The sequence below is a fragment of the Verrucomicrobiia bacterium genome, assembly GCA_023953615.1.
In the GTDB taxonomy this organism is placed as follows: Bacteria; Verrucomicrobiota; Verrucomicrobiia; order Limisphaerales; family JADLHS01; genus JADLHS01.
The window spans coordinates 1434923-1452345 of the sequence record JAMLJH010000001.1 but is presented as its reverse complement, the minus strand read 5'-3'; the positions used below and the strand labels follow the sequence as shown (position 1 = coordinate 1452345).

Below are 17423 nucleotides of genomic sequence, written 5' to 3'. Positions count from 1 at the left end.
GAAGCGCCATCGGAAACCGTTTGGAATTGGTGTGCGCCCAAGTTCTTTTGCCCGCCCGTCCGAGCGCCCTGACTGATTTCTTTTCTTTTTCCGCGTAACGGGCCGGGTATATTGAGACGCCATGTTCAAGACGCAAGACATTCATGTGCGCGAAATTGTCCGCCTGCCCTCGCCGAATGCGATCAAGGCGCTGCTCCCGGCCACGCCGGAGGCGGTAACAACGGTGGTCACGAGTCGGGAACGCATCATCCGCATCATCCGCCGGGAAGATCCGCGCCTGCTGGTGGTGGTTGGCCCCTGTTCCCTTCACGATCAGAAGAGTGCGCTCGAATACGCCCAGCGCCTGAATGGCCTGCGCAAGGAGCTGTCGGATCGCATGGAAATTGTCATGCGGGTTTATTTCGAGAAACCGCGCACGACGATTGGGTGGAAAGGTTTGATCAATGATCCCTATCTCGACGGATCGGAAAACATCGAGGAAGGCTTGAAAATTGCGCGCCGGTTGCTGGCGCAGATCATGGGAATGGGCCTGCCCACGGCGACGGAATTTCTCGATCCGATTGTACCGCAATACATCTCGGATTTGATCAGTTGGGCGGCCATTGGCGCGCGCACCACGGAATCGCAGACGCACCGGCAGATGGCGAGCGGACTTTCGATGCCGGTGGGTTTCAAGAACGCCACCGACGGCAGCTTGCAGGTGGCGATTGACGCGATGGGCGCGGCGCGCAATCACCATAGCTTTTTGGGCATGGATCAAGACGGCGCGACGAGCATTGTGCGGACGGAGGGCAACCCGGATGGACACGTCATTTTGCGGGGCGGCCGCACGCGCCCCAATTACGACGCTGCCAGCATTGCCGCCGCCGAGGCGGCCCTGCGGAAACATAATCTGCCCGCAGTGATCATGGTGGACTGCAGTCACGCCAACTCGGAGAAGCAACACACCCGCCAGGAAGAGGTGTGGCACAGCGTCATCGCCCAGCGGGTGCAGGGCACGCGGTCGGTGATCGGCATGATGGTGGAAAGTCATTTGAATGAAGGCAATCAACCGTTCCCGCGCCCGGTCAAGGAGTTGCGGTACGGCGTAAGCATCACCGACGCGTGCATCAACTGGGAAACGACGGAACGCATGTTGCGCTGGGGTCACGAGCAACTCGGTGCGGTGACCGCTGCTGCCGCTGGTTGACGTTTATTTCCAGCGACGCAACCGTACGCGACCCGCCTGATGCGAGCGCAATTTACGCAATAAATTTTGCAGTTGTCGTCCCATGCGCCGTGGCGCGGGCAGCCCGGTCCCGGCAACCGCAATACGATTTTCAAACTCCTCCAGGTGCAGCAGGTACGTTTGCGGAAAGAGCGTCGCGATCTTCATCAAGCCATTGCTCCAACCACCGGGCGGCGGCGAGACCAGATTGAAAACAGCGCAACCATTGGCAGCCAAGTGCTCCTGAATCAGACCGGGCAAAACGGTCCAGGAAATCTCAGGTTTGATGACGTCGTCGTGGGTGGGAATGGAAAGATCGTCCAGGAGAAGCTGGAATTTTCGCTTTTGCCCGCGTAACCAGGCGGCGGCTTCGGCGTGATGCCAGTGGATTTGATCCACCCATTGCGGACAGTGACGGCAAAACAATTCGTAACTCGCGCGATCCAAGTCCACTGCCGTTAGCGGCGTGGTCCCGCCCAAGGCTTGCAAGGGCGCCATCATGCCGCCACCAGCGAAACCAAGCAGGCCCGTCGCGCTCGTCGGCTTAAGCAAAACCACCAGGGCGGCCAGAATATCGAACACGCTATGCGTCGGACCGGGCGAAGTGCGCAGCTCGCTGATCACCACGTTATTTTGTTGGAAGCGCAGCCCGTGTGGCGTTGGGATGACTTGCATGTCATTGGCGTAGCGAAGTGTCATTGACTGGGCGAAGCATAATCCGTGTCGTGAAAATGCCAACGGTTTTGCGAATCGTTGCCGTCATCCGGGGCGAGTTGTCCAAGGCGAAGATTGGTTCAATGCCGTGTATGTGCTTCGGACCATTACCAAACCGAGTAAGGAATCCAGACCAAATCCGGATTGTTCGTTCGACCGACGTTGCGCGGAAAATCCCAATACTCTCGGTTGGGGAACCGCGCCGAGTGCCCATCCAGAAAAGTGAAATTTGCGCCCGCCGAGTGCAGATTGGAATGGACGTTGTTCTGTTGTGCGACCGGGGCCGCGCCGCCGTTGTCGAACAACCAGATGGTCGCGCTCGGTCGCGGAATGGAGGAAATTTTCACCCGATTACCAACGCCCGTCAGATTGACGTGACGGTTCAGGCAATAGTGAAACAGGTTCGCGCCATTGCTGCGTCGCGGATTGGTCGGGCAAATCCAGATGGTGCGTCCCGGATCAATCGCGGCATTGGTACGCCAGGCGACCTGGGCGTACGTGGGGATTCCCAAGGCGCGCGGGAGATCAATGTACCAGCCGTGTTCCGTGGATGAGCCACTGGCCGATCCGTCTTGCGGCAGGAAGTCGTTATTTTCCGCCGCGTAGATTTGCGTGCCCAATCCCCATTGCTTCAGATTGTTCAAGCAAGTAATCGTGCGCGTTTTTTCCCGAGCCTGGCCCAAAGCCGGCAGCAGCATCGCCGCCAGAATCGCGATGATGGCGATGACAACCAACAATTCAATCAGCGTAAAGGCGCTGGTGGTTTTCATGGCTCGGACGAGCCAAACTTCTACCACAGCCCTGCCGGAATTGCACCACTCTTTTTTGAGGAAATCCTGCATTCGTTCCACGTTCCCTCAAGTGCGCTGTCAGAACCCGCGCTGGGGCAACAGGATCCGTTTTACGAGCCAATCGAGGTTTTAGCTGACCACCCTCAGTCCTCAGCCAACGACGCCGAACCGCCATCTGGTAAATCGAAGGTTTTAGCAGACAATCTGGCGCTGGCGTGAAGTGGTCTTGCTTAACCTCCCCCTCGCTTTTAGATTGCCAACGTTCTATGAGCGCATTGGAAGCAGCCGAAGAAATCTTCGCCAAACTCACGCGCGCCGAGAAGGCGCAATTGTTGCGTTGGGCGGCCAGCGATTTGAGCGATACCTTCCCCGGTATTGAAAGCCGTCCGGGCGTTTGCGGCGGCGAGCCGTGCATCGTGCGCACCCGGATTCCCGTCTGGATGCTGGCACAGGCGCGCCGGCTCGGAGTTTCCGAAGCGGAACTGTTGCGTTCCTATCCGACTTTGCGCGCGGAAGATTTGGCGAACGCCTGGGCGTATGCGCGCTCGCATCGCGACGAAATCAGCCGGCAGATCGAAGAAAACGAGGCCGATTGATGGCGCGCTTCTACTCCAATGAAAATTTTCCGCTGCCCGTTGTCGAAAAGCTCCGCGCGTTCGGCCATGACGTGCTGACCATCCAAGAAACCGGCAAAGCTGACCAAGCCTTGCCGGATGACAAGGTACTGGAATTTGCCACCGCCGAAAAGCGCGTGGTGCTGACACTGAACCGCCGCCACTTCATCCGATTGCACCAGACAAACCCGGCCCACGCGGGCATCATTGTCTGCACGGTTGACCCGGATTTTGCGGGACAAGCGGAACGAATTCACGCCGTCGTCAGCGCGCAAACTTCCTTGACGGGTCAACTGCTCCGCGTGAACCGGCCATGAAAAAATCCGAACCGCCGCCCAGTAAATCAAAAGTAGTGGAAGACAATCGGTCAACAGCGTAAAACAGAAACGGAGAACTCATGTCAAAAGCACTCAAGGCAGCCATCGAGGCGAACGATCCTGAAGCAGTTCGCAAAGCAGTCGAGGGAGTCAAAGACATCAACCGAAAACTCTCGGGCGCGCGAGCGCCTTTGCTCTACGCGTGTGAGAAAGGGGCGGACAAGGTGTTGGAGGCTTTGTTCCAAGCGGGCGCGATTGCCGAAAAGCGAAATACATTTCCCGACGACACCCCTTTTGCTGTAGCTGCGAAGCACCAACAAGGCCGGGTACTCGCGAAGCTTTTGGAATTGAAGCAGGCATCTGATTTCTCGGTCGAGAACGCCACGAAGATGGCTGCGTTCGACGGACGCGAGACTGCGCTTGATCTGATCCTAGATACAGTAAAACCAAAAATCTCCATCAAATTGTTTAACCTAGCGTCCAGACCGAAGAACGCTCCCGCCATGTTGAGGCTACTCATCAAGCACGGCGGCGACGTAAATGTTCGCTCCAACGATCCTGCACAGTTGGGGGTAACACCGCTGCATAACGCGGCGTCAGGCACAAAAATAGCCGTTATCCAAACTTTAGTGGAGTGTGGCGCGGATATCAACGCGAGAGACGCTATCGGGCGCACACCGTTGATGATGTGCGCGCATCAGTTGGAGTGGCACGAACGCACCGAGTCCGAATCAAAATGCATCGAGGTGATTAAGTTGCTGCTTGAACTCGGAGCAGATGCGTCGCTAACAGACAATTATGGAAATGACGCCATCTCCTACTGCGAGTTCGAATATGGACGCAGCGGGTCAGTGCCAAATGACACGTTCATAAAACTCCTTCGCGATGCGGGCGCACCGGGTAGTGGGGCAACAGGAAAATTGTTTGCGGCCATGCGAAGTAAGGATATGACGGCTGTCCGGCATGCTATAGAAGCGGGCGCAGACGTAAATCGCGTTTGCCCGCCGCCGGTCGAAGGCACGCCCTTGATGGGGGCTTCATCCGAAGAACTCGTGGAGTTGCTTCTCCGTGCAGGCGCAGATCCAAATAAATCCGCCAAAGGCCATACACCGCTCATCAGCGCGGCGCGCAGCGGTTACCTCGGTATCGTCAAACGACTCATTGCCGCTGGCGCGGACATTCACGCAGCAGAGGTGAGCGGCGAGTTCATGCAAAACGCATATTCGGCGGCGGAAATGAACTCGAAACATGAAGTTGCAGATTATTTGAAATCACTTGGCGCGGGCAAACCCAAGCCTGCGAAGTCCAAACCACTGAAACCCGGCGTCGGGAGTTGGAATGATTTCAGCGAACTGCTGGTGAAAGCGACGGTGAAGAAAGTCGCTGAAGCATTATCAACTATGGTGAACGGGAAGGTTCAGATGAATGTTTATGGGCAATCCTTGTTGCCCGGCAAGAACACTTACGTTGTGGTTCGGCCAACGGGTATGGAATGGTGCAACGTTTTCCAGGTTGCGCCGCCACGCCTGCGGTTCGAGGACACGAAGAAGACTGAAAAGTTCACCGCCGAACTAGCCAAGAAAAGCGGTGCGCCAGCGCTCTCAATCGAATACAGCGATACTTCAGATGCCGCCTCTATCCTGCGCGTCGAGCCGGACGGAAAGAAATCGCGAGACCAAGGTTGGGATCGTGGCGCGTTGGAAGAAATGGTCGAAGCAATGGGTGATGAAGCGCCAGCTTGGGCAAAGAAGCAATTGTCCAAGACCGACGAAGATGAGCCGAGCAGTTCAGAACGGCTTGTAATGTTGGCGGAGCAGGAGAAGTTCGTGGTTGCAGCGTTCGGCTTTTACTGTGAACCAGGGCGCACGCTTGATGTGGAAGTCACCGGGTATGGAGTGGACAGCTTTGAAGCTGTCGCCTTTGTGACGAACTGATGGCTGCCACTCCCCCACCGACGCCTTTATCTCATCGAGCCACCAAGCCGGTTCACGTCGAGGTGATTTGCTGAAACTTCAAGCATTTTTCCCAAAAGTGCGCCGACAACTTCGCGCCGCTGGCGCTTTGCGTTCGCGTGGTTCGGGTGTTTCGCGGTTAAAGCAAGCTAAAGCCCTGTCATCACGGTGTCTTGGGAATGAGCGCGTGCAAAATCGGTTCCACCCAGGCGTCGCGTTTCACGTCGTAGAGGATGAAGTCGCTGTCGAATTGCCAGTAGGCCCAGCTCCAGCCACGCGCTTCCGCCGCGCGCGCCACGGCGGCCGTCCAGCGGACGCGCGAATCCATGGCGCCGCGATCATACGCGCCAAATTCGCCCAGGAACAGCGGACGTTCATGTTGTTTGGCCCAGGTTTGAGCCTGATCGAACGCGCGATTGAGCGCGGCCAATTCCTCGGCGGTGCCGTTCCAAGCCACGCCTACTTTATCCTGGCGGTTGGCCCAGCTCGCCCCTTGATGGGTGAAGTTGAACGGTTCGTAAAAATGCACGGTGACGATCAAATGTCGGTCGTTTTCCGGCAGTTGTAATTTATCCAAATGGCTGATGGCGTTCCAATGTCCCGGGCCGACAATCACGCCGCGCGTGGGATTATTGGCGCGAATAATGGCCAGGGCGGCGGCCAAGTACTCGTTCCACAATTCCGGGGTCAGTTGCTCCGAGGGTTCATTGAGAATCTCGAAGTACACAGTCGCCGGCGCGTTTTGGTAATGCGCGGCGATCTGTCGCCAGAACGCCAGAAATTTGTCGCGATTGCCGGCAGCGTCTTGGCCCAACGCCTGAAACTCGTGCAGGTCCAGAATGACCGCCAAGCCCTGACGTTGCGCTTCGGCAACGGCCCAATCCAAGGTCTCGAACCAGGCGGGGCGCAAGGTCCAATCGTTGGTGGGATTCATGTGGCGGAACGCGTGTAAATTGACGCGGACAGAATCGAACCCGGCGGCTTTGAGTTTTGCGAAGTATTCGGTTTTGAATCGCGCCTGATCACGCGAGCGCCAGATCGGGTCGTAACCCAAAATGTTCACGCTGCGGCCCAGTCGCTTGACCAAGGCGAAAGCGTCGGGAGGCGGATTCGGGGCCGCGGATGTGGTGACATTGCTCAGGCCGAAACTGAGCGCGACGGCGAGCCAGAGGGCTTTGGCGATTTTCATGTCGGGTCGAGCTTAACGGGATTCGTCCGTTTCGGGTATCGCAAAAATTGATGACACGGGAACGCGAAGCGCAGACCTGACCCCGGTGCCCAAGTGACGAGTCGCTTTTAGCGAGGCATCTGGTTAAGTTGCCGGGCCATGCAGCGCAAACTTGTGCGACCCCGACCGAATCGCTTTCGGCGTCACTGGGAACTTCGACCCGGAATTGTTTTTCTCAACCACGGCTCGTTCGGCGCCTGTCCGAAGCCCATCCTGGATTGGCAAATGCAATTCCGCCGCGCGTTTGAAGCCGAGCCGGTGCAATTTCTGTGGCGACATTACGAGGCGCATCTGGTGCCGGCGCGGCGGGCGTTGGCGCAGTTTCTCGGCGCCAATACGGCGGATTTGGTCTTCCTTCCGAATGCGACCGCCGGCGTGAACGCCGTGGTGCGTTCGTTGCGATTGCGGCGGGGCGACGAGTTGTTGACCACCAGCCTGGATTACAATGCGTGTCGCAACGTGTTGGTGGCCGCGGCGCAGCGGGCCGGGGCGAAGGTGATGGTGGTTCCCGTTCCGTTTCCGCTGGAATCCGCCGAGCAAATTATCACCCCGATTTTGCGCGCGGTGACGCGGCGCACCCGCTTGTTGTTGCTGGATCATGTGACCAGCAATACGGGTTTGATTCTGCCCGTGAACGAGGTGGTGCAAGTGCTGGCGGCGCGCGGCGTGGATACGTTGGTGGATGGCGCGCATGCGCCGGGAATGTTGCCGTTGAACCTGCGTCGGCTGCGCCCCGCTTACTACACGGCGAACCTGCACAAATGGGTTTGCGCCCCGAAAGGCGCGGCGTTTCTTTATGTGCGCCCGGATCGTCAGGAGCAAATCCAACCGCCGGTGATCAGTCACGGCAATAATCGCCGGCGTCCCGGTTTTACCCGTTTCCAGGATCGCTTTGATTGGCCCGGCACATTCGATCCGTCGCCGTGGTGGTGTGTACCCGAAGCGCTGCGTTGGATGGGACAATTGCTGCCGGGCGGCTGGCCGGAATTGCGCCGGCGCAATCACGAGCTGGCGGTGCAGGCGCGACGAATTTTATGCGCGCATTGGCACGTCGCGCCGCCGGGGCCGGAAGCGATGTTGGGGTCCATGGCTGCCGTGCCGTTGCCCGAGCGGTTTCAGGGTCGGCGCAGTCGCGGCAAGATAGATGAATTGCAACTGGCGCTTTACGATCGGTTCGGCATCGAAGTGCCGGTGAATTGCTTCGGTGAGCCGCAGCGCCGTTGGGTGCGCGTGTCGGCGCAAATTTACAATTCGCCCGCCGACTACGAATATCTCGCCGCCGCTTTGGAGCAGCTTTGATGCGGGTGGAGCAATTGGATTTATCCGAGCAAACTTTTCGCCTGCGCCAAAGCCGTGTCCAGTTGGCTGGCATCTTTGCCCCCGCCGCGCGCGTGATCCGGTTTGCCGCCGCCTTTGCCGCCGACGAGGGGCGCGATCCGTTGGATGATTTTGCCCGCTTGAATTTTCGCGGTGAATTCCGGGGTCACCGTCGCCACGAGGGAAACGGCATTTTCGCCGTAACCACCCAGCACCACCACGCCTTTGAACCGGCCCTTGAGCGCGTCGGCAATCGCTTGTAAAAAATCGCCATCCGCCGTGCCGAGGTTGTGCGCGATGAAGGGGATTTCGTTCACCGTCTGCGCCCGACCCAACAGTTCGCTCGCCGCGTTCGAGGCGTTGCGTTGCATCGCGGTCTTGATTTCTTTTTCCAGTTTCTTTTGCTGCGCCAGCAATGCTTCAATCTTCTTTTCCAACTCGTGCATCGGCGAATTGATTTTGCCCGCCACGGTTTTGATCAACTCGCGATCGCGCCGCATTACGTCGTAAGCGGTGAGGCCGGCGACGGCTTCGATGCGGCGCACGCCGGCGGCAATGGCGTTTTCGCCCACGATGCGGAACAAACCGATCTCGCCGGTGGCGCGCGTGTGCGTGCCGCCGCAAAGCTCCATCGAGTAACCATCGAGCTTGTACACCTGGCCCCCGATCTGAACCACGCGCACCGTATCGCCGTATTTTTCGCCGAACAGATGCATCACGTCCGGGCGCGATTTCACTTCGGCAAACGGCACTTCCGTCCAGCTCACTCCGGCGTTTTCGAGGATGCGTTCGTTGACGAGCTGTTCGATGTCGGCGATCTGCGCGGGGGTGAGCGCGGCGCTGTTGAAGTCGAAGGTCAACTTGTCCGGCCCGACGAAGGAACCCTTCTGCGTCGCCTCTTGGCTGACGACTTCATGCAGCGCCCAATGCAAAAGATGCGTGACGGTGTGGTGACGTTGGATGGCGGCACGACGGTCATGGTTCACTAATACATCAACCTCACTCCCGATTTGAGGAAGCGCTGGATCGGCATCATTGACCTCAAGCCAGTGAACCCAAGTGTTGCCAACCTTCTGCGTGTTCGTGACGATAAAACCATACGAATCCTTGACGACATTTCCCGTGTCGCCGACCTGTCCGCCCATCTCGGCGTAAAAAGAAGACCGATCCAAAATCAGTCCGGTTTTCCCTTTTTCCATCACTACTTCCAAAACCTTTGCTTTGGTCGCAGTGGTGTCATATCCGACAAACTTGGTGGGCGTGGTAGTTTGGATTTGCGAGAGCGAAATGACTTCCTTCTTCTGCGCGGCGCGGGCGCGGGCGCGCTGCTCTTCCATCAATTTCTCGAAGCCGGCCGTGTCCACGGTCAAACCGCGCTCACGCGCCATCAACTCAGTGAGATCGAGCGGGAAGCCCTGCTCGTCGTATAGTCGGAAAGCAAACGCACCCGAGATTTGTGGAGAGGCGGCGGGCAGGTTACTCGTTCCATCTGAAGGAGGCGCGGATGTGGTGGTTTGGGTGGAACAGGCCACTGGCCTGTTCGGCTGGGCAACCTGCCCAGTCGTCGAAGCGTAGGGCAAAGAGGAAGGTGGGATGTAGGGCTGAGCGGCCTCAATGTCCTGCGTCCACAACCACCGATACGGGGTCCGTTCGTCCACGATTTTGGCTGTCCATGGGTTTTTACAAATATAATGAAACTTCTCTTGCAACTCGGCATCGGAGCGAAGGTAACGGTCGAAGCGCTCGGCCTGCCAAAGCGTTCCCGAAGTATTATCTAATTTGTTGATCTCTTTAGCCGAAAACGACTTGATCGAATGAAGAATTTCGGTCAATGACCAAAAGATTGGTTCTCCGGTTGTTGCCCTCTCCTTGATCCCCGGCTGGATGATCAGGTGAACGTGATCGGGCATTACACAGGTGGCAATCAGGCGATAACGACTTTCGCGCCAGTGTAGGATGCAATCGAATGCAATATCTCGAGCTGCAGAGGTGAGTTCTCTGCCACCGTGAGTTTGGAAATTAACGGCGTAAATGGCCCAAGGTTTTTCGAAGTGCGGCAGGTTGCGTTTCGTGTAAGTTGCTCCCGGCACACCGTCGGGCAGGTTGCCCGACGGAACAGGCTGGTAGCCTGTTCCACCCAAACCGACGGCGGCGCTTCCCGCTAATTTCTCGACTTCTTCGTTAAAGAGGGCAATGCCTTTATCCAATGTCTTGTTGAAGGCTTCTTCTTCAGTGTGAATGACCGCTTGGACATGTTGCTTCCGGGCGCGAATTTCGGGAAAGACATCGCCCATGGTATCGGCCAGAACGTCCACGAGTTTGTAGAAAAACGGCTCACGGAAATCGAGGGTCCGGCCGTAGCGCACGGCGCGGCGCAGGATGCGGCGCAGGACGTAATTGCGATCCGTGTTGCCGGGCTGAATGCCGTCCGCAATGGCAAAACCCAAGGTGCGGATGTGATCGGCAATCACGCGGAACGCGACGTCAATTTTTTCCTGTTCAATCTGCGCTTGGGGCGCGGGTGCTCCCCCGGCGGTGCTGCGACCGGGAAGCGTGCTGCGATACTTTTTGCCCGAAAGCCGCTCCAGCGCGTCGAAGATCGGGCGGAAGATGTCGGTTTCGTAGTTGGAAATTTTTGCGTTCTGGAAATCGGTGAATTTCTTCGTGCCCTGAATGATGCTGGTGACGCGCTCGAAACCCATGCCGGTATCCACGTGCTTCTGAGAAAGCGGGACGAACTCAACGAGTGGCTGCGCCGCTCCCGTCGCAGAATCGGCAGCGGGGGCGCTGCCGCCACCTTTCAGCGACGAGGCGTCGCCGCCACGGGGTTGCGCGTTGAATTGAATGAAGACCAGATTCCAAATCTCGATGCACTCGGCGCTGCCTTGGTTGACGAGCGAGCCTTTGGTGTCTCCATCCGGCGTCAGGTCAACGTGCAGTTCGGAACACGGCCCGCACGGCCCGGTTTCGCCCATCATCCAGAAGTTATCTTTTTTGTTGCCGGGGATGATGTGCGTTTTCGGGTCGAGTCCGGCCGCAATAAACTGGCGGGCCCAATACAGCGCGGCTTCCTGATCGGAAACTTCAAAGGGTGACGCGTTGGGATCCGGAGCGATGAACGTGCGCGAAGTCAGCGTGAGCGCGGCCACCTGTTCGAGTTCGATCGCCCATTTTTTCTCCCAACCGGGTTCGCCGAGGTACGGACAGAAAACCGTGGCGTAGAGGCGGGCTGGTGGAAATTTCCATTTGCCGACCACCAGTTCCCACGCCCATTCGATGGCTTCCTTTTTGAAGTAATCCCCGAAGCTCCAGTTGCCCAGCATCTCGAAAAACGTGTGGTGATACGTATCAAGCCCGACGTCTTCGAGGTCGTTGTGTTTGCCACCGGCGCGGATGCACTTTTGCGTGTCCGCCGCGCGCCCGGGTTGGTAGGGGCATGGGGTCTGGCCGAGGAAAATGGGCACGAACTGGTTCATGCCGGCATTGGTGAACAGCAGGTTCGGGCTGTCCGGCATGAGGCTTGATGAGGGTACGATGGTGTGTTGCTTCGACTGAAAAAAGTCGAGGAACGACTGGCGGATTTGTGATGAGGTCATGTAAAGCGTCGCTTGACGATTCGTAAACGGAATCCGGCGGCTTCCGATCATTGGCGGAAGCTCTGATCCGGGCGGCGAATCCGCAGCCCAAATCAGGGTGGGGACTTTAGCAAAAGCCGGCGCCGCGAAGCGAGTTGAAGTTTTGCTCCCGAGCCGGGCGCGATTTACCACCGGAGCAGGTGTCGCCAATTGGGTTCGGGACCAAAATTAAACTGGCACAGCAGTCCGATGCTGTGCGCGCCCGAGCCGTGATTACGTTCGGCGTTGATGCCATAACCGTACCGCAAAATGACGCGCCAGGTGTCATTCGGCGACGTGTAGGAAAGATCGGGACCGACGCCGGTATGCCAGTGCGTGGACTGGTTGAAGCCGGAGACGTATTCCACATGCGAAGAAGTGCCGCCCAGGCGCAGTTGCCAGCGGTGATTCGCGGACAGCGAAACCAAATAGGAAACGCTCAGATGCGTGAAACGCGCGGCGGAAATTTCCTGATAATAATATCCGGGCAGGGTCAGCGGAAATTCCGCCGCCAGCGGGAGCACGCCGCCCAGCCGTGCGGCGCTGAAGCGATCGGAGTGATGCGAACCCCCGGAGGTCAGCGCCGCAGTGAATTGCGTGCCGCTGTTGGTCCAGGAATAATTCAAGCCCGCATACAGCCAGTAGGTGCCCACACTGGGAACGACCTTGCGATCGTTGCCAAATCCATAATACCGGTCTTCGACCAGCCGCCATTCGTGCTCGTACCAAACCGATAATTCCATGGCGAGATCCGGGTACAGCACGGGTTCGCGTCCGGCCAGCCGCAAACCGGTGCGCACGGACAGGTTCACCCGCTCATCCGGCAATTCAAACGCGGGCGCGGTTTCACTGGTGGTGTCGTAGGTGGAATAGTGAAAGCCGCCACTCAACACGTAATTCAACGGAATCAGTTGGTCCGGGTTGAGGCGATGGTACAACTTCAAAGCCGCGCCGCCGCCGTAACCTTCGAAACTTTCGTCCCGGTGGTAATGGCCTTGGCGAATCTCATAGTAATTATCGTTGAACCCGCCGCCGCTCACCGCCAGCCCAAGATCGGTGTGAGGCGAAAGGGCCTCGCGGAAACCCAGTTCGCCGTCAAAATAAACCGGGGCCACCGCCACCCGCAGCGCCAGGTTGGTGCGCTGAAAGTGGGGGTTGTTGTAATAGTAATAGGCGTAAGCCGCCTGGGGGCCGCGCCCGGCCAACGGTTGATCGTAACCCAGTTGGAGCAGGTTGCGCGCGTAGGGATCAATCTGTGCGCGGGCGGGAAGTCCGGCGCCGAGAGCCAGACTCAAAAGTGCCAACGCTGTTGCCAGATGCCGTGAAGCCACCGCCGCAGATTAGTCGGCGGGAGTTGCTTCGGCGATACGTTTCTTGAAAATGAAAAATCGCCAAGATGGCTCCGTCGGGTAATGCGCCGGATTTTTTGTCACTGCACGAGCGTGAATTGGTTGGCGCGAGTTAATTTCGTTCCGATTGCTGGCGTGCCTGTTCTTTTCGGGCACGTTGTTGCGCAAAAAAATCGAGCAGCAGTTGCCGACATTCCGCTTCGCGCACGCCCGAGGTGATTTCGCAACGATGATTCAACGTGGGAAATTGCAACAGATTCATCGCGCCCCCGGCCGCGCCGCCTTTGGGATCACCGGCACCAAACACCACGCGTTGGAAGCGCACATGGACAATCGCTCCCGCGCACATCGGGCACGGCTCCTTGGTGACATACAGCGTGCAGTCACTCAAACGCCAGTCGCCGACCGCCTCCTCGGCTTGAGTAATGGCAAGCATTTCCGCGTGCGCGGTCGCATCCTTGAGCAATTCCACCTGATTGCTGGCGCGCGCAATGATCTGTCCGGCGCGAACCACCACCGCGCCCACGGGCACTTCTTCCGCCGCGTGCGCCTTGCGCGCCTGACGCAGCGCTTCGCCCATGAAGTAATGGTCACTCTGCCGGTCAATGATGGGATGGTTCATTCGGGTTGCGGCCTTATCGTCGCCGCGCGATCACCATATCCGGTCAACGATTTGTCGCAAGCGCCGTTCACGATATTTCAACCCGGGCGCTTTCCGGCGCGGCCCAAGCGGTGATTTATTGAGGCGTCCTCAAGCGGTAAAGCGTCGGCGCGGCCATTCCAAGATTGCTTGCGAGGGGTGAATGGAGTTTCATACCCGCTGCTTTGATTTATGAGTTCTGCCACGTCAACTCCATCCGCGCTGCCGCGTAAACTGCTCGTTGCCAATCGCAGCGAAATTGCCATTCGCGTTTTCCGCGCGGCAACGGAGTTGGGGCTGCGAACCGTGGCGATCTACGCGCAGGAGGACCGGCTGGCCATTCATCGCTTCAAAGCGGATGAGGCGTACCTGGTCGGCGTGGGCAAAGGCCCGGTGGGCGCGTACCTCGACATCCCGGGGATCATCGCGTTGGCGAAAGAAAAGGGCGTGGACTTCATCCATCCCGGTTACGGATTCCTGGCCGAGAACGCGGACTTCGCGGACGCCTGTGCGGCGGCGGGAATTACGTTTGTTGGGCCGCAGGCCAGATTGTTGCGTTTGATGGGCGATAAAACCGCCGCGCGCGCCCTGGCGCAGAAAGTCGGCGTGCCGACGTTGCCGGGCACGGAGGATCCGGTGACCAATCGGAACGCGGCGTTGAAGATTGCCAAGCAAATTGGTTTCCCGCTGATGATCAAAGCCGCGTTCGGCGGGGGCGGTCGCGGCATGCGCGTGGTGCAGAAACCGGGCGATCTCGCCGCGTTACTGGATGAAGCGCAAGGCGAGGCGGGGCGCGCGTTCGGCAATTCCGCCGTTTTCCTCGAGCGCTACATTCCGCGCGCCAAACACATCGAAGTGCAGATTCTCGGGGACCAACACGGCAACGTGGTGCATTTGCACGAGCGCGATTGCTCGGTGCAGCGGCGGCATCAAAAGGTCATTGAAATTGCGCCCAGCGTGGCGTTGGACGAAACGGTGCGGCGCGAGCTGTGCGCGGCGGCGGTGCGGTTGTGCCGGGAGATTGGTTACGACAACGCGGGCACGGTGGAATTTCTTTACGATCAAGACACCAAGGCATGGTTCTTCATCGAGATGAACCCGCGCATCCAGGTCGAACATACGGTGACGGAAGTGGTCACGGGATTGGACCTGGTGCGTTCGCAAATCTTGATTGCCGCCGGTCAGCGGATGCACGACGCGGAGGTGGGGATTCCGCCGCAAGACCAGATCGCGCGCAACGGTTACGCCGTGCAATGCCGCATCACCACCGAGGACCCCGAGAATAAGTTTCAGCCGGATTACGGGCGCATTCTGACCTATCGCTCGGCGGGTGGATTTGGCGTGCGCCTGGATGGCGGCATGGGTTTCGCCGGGGCGGTGATCACGCCGTTCTACGATTCGCTGCTCGTGAAACTAACGTCGAGCGGGCCGACTTTTGGGGCGGCGTTGCAGCGGATGGATCGGGCGCTGGCGGAGTTCCGCATCCGCGGCGTGAAGACGAACATTCCGTTTCTGGAGAACGTCATTCACAACGACATTTTCAAAAGCGGCCAGGCGTCCACCACGTTGATTGACACCAGCCCGGAGCTGTTCAAGTTCAAGCCGCGCCGGGATCGGGCGACCAAGCTGCTGACCTTCCTGGCCGACGTGACGGTGAACGGCAATCCGCACGCGAAAGGTTATGTGCCCAAGGAAACGTTGGGCGCGGCCCGCGTGCCGGGGTGCGACCAGAAACAAGCGCCGCCCGCCGGAACGCGGCAGTTGTTGCTGGAGTTGGGGCCGAAGAAGTTCGCCGAGTGGACGCGCCGGCAGAAACAACTGCTCGTCACGGAAACCACGTTCCGCGACGCGCACCAATCGCTGTTCGCCACGCGCTTGCGCACTTTCGACATGCTGGCGGTGGCGGACGTGGTGGCGCGTTGCACGCCACGATTGTTCTCGCTGGAAATGTGGGGCGGCGCGACCTTTGACGCGTCACTGCGGTTTCTGCATGAAGATCCGTGGGCGCGGTTGCGCGCGTTGCGGGCGCGAATTCCGAACGTCTGTTTCCAAATGTTGTTTCGCGGCTCGAATGCCGTGGGTTACTCGAATTACCCGGATAACGCGGTGGCGGGTTTTGTGAAGCACGCCGCGGCGGCGGGCATGGATATTTTCCGCATCTTCGATTCGCTGAATTACCTGCCCAACCTCAAGGTGGCGATGGAAGCGGTGAACGAAACGCACGCCATTTGCGAAGGCTCGCTGTGTTATACCGGCAACATTCTCGATCCGGCGCGCGCCAAGTACTCGCTGAAGTATTACATCAAGCTCGCCAAGGAACTCGAGAAGATGGGCGCGCACATTCTCGGCTTGAAAGACATGGCGGGGTTGTGTCGCCCGCCGGCCGCGCGGGTATTGGTCAAGGCGTTGAAGGAAGAAGTCGGGTTGCCGGTGCATTTTCACACGCACGATACCAGCGGCATTGCGGCCGCCAGCATTTTGAGCGCGGCGGAAGCGGGCGTGGATATCGTGGACCTGGCCAACGCTTCGCTGAGCGGTTCGACGAGTCAACCGAACCTCAACTCGGTGGTGGCGGCGCTGCAATTCACCCGGCGCGATACCGGTTTGAATTTGGACGCGCTGAATGAGCTGGCCGATTATTGGGAGCAGGTTCGCACTTATTACGCGCCGTTCGATACCTCGCCCAAATCCGGCAGCGCGGAGGTTTATCTGCACGAAATGCCCGGCGGCCAGTTCACGAATTTGAAGGAGCAGGCCAACGCGATGGGGTTGGCGAGTCATTGGCCGGAAATTGCGCGCACGTATGCCGAGGTCAATCAATTGTTCGGCGACGTGATCAAAGTCACACCGAGCAGCAAGGCGATTGGCGACATGACCATGTTCCTCGTCACGCGCGGCATCAAACCCGCCGACGTGTTGAATCTGGAGCCGGGCAGCGTGCCGTTCCCGGAATCGGTGATTGATATGTTGCGCGGAGGATTGGGGCAACCGCTCGGGGGCTGGCCCCGGAAATTGCAGCACGTCGTGCTGGGTAATCGCAAGCCGTTGCCGGGTCGTCCCGGTGCGGAATTGAAGCCGCTGAATTTTAATAAGATCAAGGACGAGCTGACCCCCAAGCTCAAGCGCGAGGCGACGATGGACGACGTGTTCAGTTACGTCATGTATCCCGCCGTATTTACTGATTATGCCCGGAAGGTGAACGCGCACAGCGATGTATCCGTGCTGCCGACCCCGTCGTTTTTCTATGGGATGAAACCCGGCCAGGAAATTTCGGTGGACATCGAACCGGGCAAGACGCTGTTCATCCGGCTCGTGAACATCGGCGCGGTGGACCCGGACGGGCGTCGCGCGGTGAATTTCGAGTTGAATGGCATGACCCGCCAGATTTCCGTGCCGGACAAGTCCGTCAAGGCGACGGTCAAAGCGCGCGCCAAGGCTGATCCGGCCAAGCCGCAGGAAGTCGGCGCGCCGATTCCCGGTTTGGTGACGGCGTTGGCCGTCAGTCTCGGCGCCAAAGTGGCCAAGGGCGATAAGCTGGCGGTGCTGGAAGCCATGAAGATGCAGACCACCATTTACGCGCCCAGCGATGGCGTGGTGGAACAATTGTCAGTGCAGGTCGGCGAAGCCGTCGAGAGCAAGGACTTGCTCCTGCGGTTGCGTTGAAGGTGATGAGCGCGTGA

General features: G+C 58.7%; 12 protein-coding genes and 1 pseudogene. 6 read left to right on the top strand and 7 right to left on the bottom strand.

Annotated elements, in window-relative coordinates:
- The first annotated feature begins 121 nt into the window (after positions 1 to 121).
- Positions 122 to 1189 carry a 3-deoxy-7-phosphoheptulonate synthase gene (locus tag M9920_06070; GenBank protein MCO5051851.1) on the top strand — a complete coding sequence of 356 codons (1068 nt, stop codon included), beginning with the start codon at positions 122 to 124 and terminating at the stop codon, positions 1187 to 1189.
- A 3-nt stretch (positions 1190 to 1192) separates the two neighbouring features.
- Here M9920_06070 and M9920_06065 read toward each other — a convergent pair whose 3' ends face one another.
- The 3 genes and pseudogenes from M9920_06065 to M9920_06055 form a co-directional block, all read right to left on the bottom strand.
- Positions 1193 to 1906 carry a hypothetical protein gene (locus M9920_06065; GenBank protein MCO5051850.1) on the bottom strand — a complete coding sequence of 238 codons (714 nt, stop codon included), beginning with the start codon at positions 1904 to 1906 and terminating at the stop codon, positions 1193 to 1195.
- Positions 1907 to 2028: 122 nt separating this feature from the next.
- On the bottom strand, positions 2029 to 2619 hold the full coding sequence (locus M9920_06060; protein ID MCO5051849.1) for a DUF1559 domain-containing protein: 591 nt from the start codon (positions 2617 to 2619) through the stop codon (positions 2029 to 2031).
- Positions 2605 to 2691: pseudogene (locus M9920_06055) on the bottom strand (prepilin-type N-terminal cleavage/methylation domain-containing protein). The gene M9920_06060 and the pseudogene M9920_06055 overlap by 15 nt, the downstream one beginning before the upstream one ends.
- 287 nt (positions 2692 to 2978) lie before the next feature.
- Here M9920_06055 and M9920_06050 point away from each other — a divergent pair.
- The 3 genes from M9920_06050 to M9920_06040 all read left to right on the top strand — a co-directional run bounded on the left by M9920_06050 (position 2979) and on the right by M9920_06040 (position 5577).
- The gene (locus M9920_06050; protein MCO5051848.1) at positions 2979 to 3308 is read left to right on the top strand and encodes a DUF433 domain-containing protein; all 330 of its coding nucleotides are present in this window, start codon (positions 2979 to 2981) and stop codon (positions 3306 to 3308) included.
- A complete protein-coding gene (locus tag M9920_06045) occupies positions 3308 to 3643 on the top strand; it encodes a DUF5615 family PIN-like protein (GenBank protein ID MCO5051847.1) in 336 nt (111 codons plus the stop codon). Before M9920_06050 ends, M9920_06045 begins: the two co-directional genes overlap by 1 nt.
- An 80-nt stretch (positions 3644 to 3723) precedes the next feature.
- On the top strand, positions 3724 to 5577 hold the full coding sequence (locus M9920_06040; protein MCO5051846.1) for an ankyrin repeat domain-containing protein: 1854 nt from the start codon (positions 3724 to 3726) through the stop codon (positions 5575 to 5577).
- Positions 5578 to 5758: 181 nt separating this feature from the next.
- Here M9920_06040 and M9920_06035 read toward each other — a convergent pair whose 3' ends face one another.
- Positions 5759 to 6784 carry a glycoside hydrolase family 5 protein gene (locus tag M9920_06035; GenBank protein MCO5051845.1) on the bottom strand — a complete coding sequence of 342 codons (1026 nt, stop codon included), beginning with the start codon at positions 6782 to 6784 and terminating at the stop codon, positions 5759 to 5761.
- Between the two features lie 138 nt (positions 6785 to 6922).
- Between M9920_06035 and M9920_06030 the strand changes: the two genes are divergently transcribed.
- Positions 6923 to 8122 carry an aminotransferase class V-fold PLP-dependent enzyme gene (locus tag M9920_06030; GenBank protein ID MCO5051844.1) on the top strand — a complete coding sequence of 400 codons (1200 nt, stop codon included), beginning with the start codon at positions 6923 to 6925 and terminating at the stop codon, positions 8120 to 8122.
- 20 nt (positions 8123 to 8142) lie between these two features.
- Here M9920_06030 and M9920_06025 read toward each other — a convergent pair whose 3' ends face one another.
- From M9920_06025 to tadA, 3 genes are all read right to left on the bottom strand, one after another.
- Complete coding sequence (locus M9920_06025; protein ID MCO5051843.1) at positions 8143 to 11736, bottom strand: alanine--tRNA ligase-related protein; 3594 nt, start codon at positions 11734 to 11736, stop codon at positions 8143 to 8145.
- A gap of 164 nt (positions 11737 to 11900) precedes the next feature.
- Positions 11901 to 13085: a hypothetical protein gene (locus tag M9920_06020; GenBank protein ID MCO5051842.1), complete on the bottom strand. Its 1185-nt coding sequence runs from the start codon at positions 13083 to 13085 to the stop codon at positions 11901 to 11903.
- Between the two features lie 130 nt (positions 13086 to 13215).
- Positions 13216 to 13725, bottom strand: coding sequence for a tRNA adenosine(34) deaminase TadA (tadA, locus tag M9920_06015; GenBank protein ID MCO5051841.1), 510 nt, complete (start codon positions 13723 to 13725; stop codon positions 13216 to 13218).
- A gap of 210 nt (positions 13726 to 13935) precedes the next feature.
- Here tadA and M9920_06010 point away from each other — a divergent pair, with 210 nt between their 5' ends.
- Positions 13936 to 17406, top strand: a complete 3471-nt coding sequence (locus M9920_06010) for a pyruvate carboxylase (GenBank protein MCO5051840.1) — start codon at positions 13936 to 13938, stop codon at positions 17404 to 17406.
- The last annotated feature ends 17 nt before the right edge of the window (positions 17407 to 17423 follow it).